The sequence below is a fragment of the Achromobacter sp. genome (genome assembly GCF_036567245.1).
GTDB lineage: Bacteria > Pseudomonadota > Gammaproteobacteria > Burkholderiales > Burkholderiaceae_B > Achromobacter.
Window position 1 is genome coordinate 1 of sequence record NZ_DATCUY010000584.1, and the last position, 3,399, is coordinate 3,399.

The following is a 3,399-nucleotide window of genomic DNA, read 5'->3' on the forward strand; positions in this document are numbered from 1 at the left end:
CGCGACGCTCTGGGTGGCCGCGGACGATTCCGCGCCCACCGACACGCTGCGGTCCGCCACCGAACCGCGCCCGGCGTTCGAGCCGATCGACACGTTGTCGCTGCCGCGCACGCCCGAACCCGCGGCCGTACCTTGCGCCACGTTGTTGTTGCCGGTCACCTCGCGGCCGGCTGCCAGGCCGTTTGCCGTGTTGCCGCTGCCCTGCACGCCATAGCCCGCGTAGGCGCCGGCGGCCAGGTTGTTGGCGCCGTTCACGTTCTGCCCGGCATTCTTGCCCTGCGCCAGATTGCCTGCACCTTCCACGTTCTGGCCCGCGTTCTGGCCCAGCGCCAGATTGCCGTCTCCGACGACATTGCGGCCGGCTTCCTGGCCGAAGGCCGAGTTGCCGTTACCAGTGACGTTGCGCCCCGCGTTGGTGCCATAGGCGGCATTGTTGTTGCCCACCGTATCCGTGCCGGCCCAGAAGCCGTAGGCATCGTTGTAGTCGCCCGTGACGTTCTGGCCGGCGCTGCGGCCGAACGACTGATTCCAGCCGCCCTGCACATTGGTGCCGGCGTAGTAGCCGATGGCCTGATTGGCGTTCTTGCCGCCGACCTTGGAGCCCGCGCCCTCACCGATGGCGACGTTCCAGTTGGTGCTCACGTCCTTGCCCGCGCCGTTGCCCAGGCCGATGTTGTTGCTGCCGGTCACGTTGGTGCCCGCGTTCTTGCCCATCGCGTGATTGTCCTTGCCCGTCACGCCCTGGCCGGCGCCGGGCCCGTAGCCGAGGTTGCTGCCGTCCCACTTCACGGGCGGCGCGGTCTGCGCCCGCACCGCTGATCCGCCCGCCAGCGCGCCCACCAGAACAGCCACCGACAGGCCGTTGGCGGCCAGAATTGCGTATGTGTTTTTCATATGAAGATTGATTTCTTGTTGTTCGGGACGGGCAGGACGCGCCCCGCTGCGCGTCCTGCCGGTTCATGCCTGGACCATCACAGATGCAGCGCCATGGCGGGATCGCTGACGCTGTTGCGGCCGTTCTCCATGCGGCCGGCAAAGCGCCGCTCGAAACCCTCGGCGGTAACGGTGAAGTCGTACCAATTGCCGCTGTCCTTGATGGACCAATGGTGTTCGGCCACCGCGCCCGGTTCGACTGCCAGGGTCCAGGGACCGTCCGTGCGGTAGGCGTTGGACTGCAAGTTCGCCTGCAGGCGGGCCGCGCCGCGGTTGGAGACCTTCACGTACAGCGCGCCGCCGGCAGGTTCGTAGCAGACCTGCACTTCCAGGGCCGCGCCGCGCTGCGTGTTGCCGGAGAAGGTGCGCACGAAGCCGTTGCTGCTGTAGACCCACAGGTCATAGTCGCCGCCGGTCCAGGTATCGGACAGCGTCTTGCCTGCTTCCACGGTGTAGCGCCGCGGAATCAAATCCAGGTTGCGCTTGTCGTACACATGGAACACCGCGCCGGCTTCGCCGGTGTTGTTGAACAGCAGTTCGACGGCGCCGTCCGCGCCCAGCCGCGCGCTGGTGTGCAATTCGTACGGCAGCGCGCGCGACAGCCGCGTGCCGGTTTCCTGGAACAGCGGCTGCGGGATGGCAGGCGCCTGGGTCACCGCGGTGGTCGGCAGGAGCTTCTGCGCCGCATTGATCGCGGGAAAGTTGCTGGTATCAGGCAGCGTGGGAACGCGCGGATCGTTGGGGCTGACGAAGTCGAAGCAGGTAGTCAGGTCACCGCAGACCGCGCGGCTCCACGGACTGATGGCATCCACCTTGATGTCGAAACGCTGCTCCAGGAAGCGGCCCACCGAGGTGTGGTCGAATACCTGCGAGTTGACCCAGCCGCCCTTGCTCCACGGCGACACCACATACATCGGCACGCGCGAGCTCAGGCCCCACGGACGGATGTTGCCGCTGGTCTTGTCCTCGGCCTTCAGGTAACTGCCCACGGAAGCATCGAAGTACTCGCCCTCCAGCGGCACGGTGGACTTGCCCATCAGCACGCCGTTGGCGTCATAGGACGGCACCGCCGGCATGGCCGCGTGGTCGAAGAAGCCGTCGTTCTCGTCGAAAGTCACGAACAGCGCGGTCTTGCTCCAGACCTCGGGATTGGAGGTCAGCGCATCCAGCACGTCGGCAATGAAGTCGGCCGCGCCGGCCACGCCTTCGCTGCTGCCCGGATGCTCGGCCAAGGCTTGCGTGGGCAGCACCCACGAAACCTGCGGCAAGGTGCCATTGGCCACGTCCTGCTTGAGCTGCGCGAGGAAATTGACGGCGCCGTCGTTCTTCTCGGGGCCGCCGGTCAGGCCGTGCTCATAGATAGGCGAACCCGGTTGCGCGGTGCGGAAGCTGTTGAAGGCCAGGCAGCCATGCATGGCGCCGGTCCAGTTGTTGTTCATGTTCTGGTAGATGTGCCAGCTGACGCCGGCGCGCTGCAGCAGATCGGGCAAGGTGTCCCACTTGAAGGCGCTGTTCTTGTACTTGTAGTTGTAGGCGCCGGTCGCGGGGTCGATCTGGCCCGAACCGTCCGTCAGCTGTGCCCGGCCCGCGACCCAATTGGACGGGCTCGGCCAGCAGCGCGAATTGACGGGTTCCGAATCGGTGTCCGTGCTGTTCACGCCCAGCTTGCGCAGTTCGGGATTGGCATTGGCGCCCGACCAGAACACGATGCGGTTCGGGTCGGTGCCGGTCAGGATGGAACAGTGGTAGCCGTCGCAGACCGTGAAGGCGTCGGCCAGCGCGAACTGGTACGGAATATCCTCGCGCATGAAGAAGCCCATGGTGGCCTGGTTCTTGAACTGGATCCATTGGTCCATCTTGCCCTGGTTCCAGGCGGCTTGCTGGTCGGGGAAATTGTGCGGCGTGCCGGAACCGATCAGCGCGTTGCTGGTCCTGGAGTCGCGGCGGAAGGGCTGGATGTCCTGGCCGCCCTTGGGATCGGGCTGGAAGAACACCGACTTGCCGCTGGCCAGCGGAATCGGGAAACGGTCGCCGAAGCCGCGCACGCCGCGCATGGTGCCGAAATAGTGGTCGAACGAACGGTTCTCCTGCATCAGGATCACGATGTGCTTGATGTCCTTGATCGTGCCGCTGTCGACCGCTGCGGGAATCGCCAGCGCACGCTGGATCGAGGCGGGCAGCAAGGCCATCGCCGACAGGGCGCCGGCCGCCTGGGCCGAGGAGCGGAAGAACTGCCGGCGGCCCGGCAAGGCCGGGGACGCGCTGGCGGAATGCGAGGTATGGGTCTTGGTCATGGGGCTACTCTTGCGTTGGGTTGGGCGGAACGGCGTTCAGGGCGCGCAGCGCAGTTGCGGCGCGGGCGGCTGCGGCTCGGGCTGTCCGGTCTCGGGCGGCGAGGTCGCGCCGTCGTCCGAGTCGTCGTCGCCGCCGCAGGCGGCAAGGGTCAGGCTCAGGGCGATGGCCGCA

General features: G+C 66.8%; 1 protein-coding gene and 1 pseudogene. Both read right to left on the reverse strand.

The features are described from left to right. Nucleotides 1-894 (reverse strand): annotated as a pseudogene (locus VIR09_RS24800) (hypothetical protein); the annotation flags it as partial. 77 nt (nucleotides 895-971) lie between these two features. Continuing rightward, complete coding sequence (locus VIR09_RS24805; protein WP_332015262.1) at nucleotides 972-3,227, reverse strand: phosphocholine-specific phospholipase C; 2,256 nt, start codon at nucleotides 3,225-3,227, stop codon at nucleotides 972-974. Nucleotides 3,228-3,399: the final 172 nt, after the last annotated feature.

What these genes read in the sequence shown, in the direction of transcription:
- VIR09_RS24805 (WP_332015262.1), bottom strand. Translation starts at nt 3,227, where the DNA reads ATGACCAAGACCCATACCTCGCATTCCGCCAGCGCGTCCCCGGCCTTG.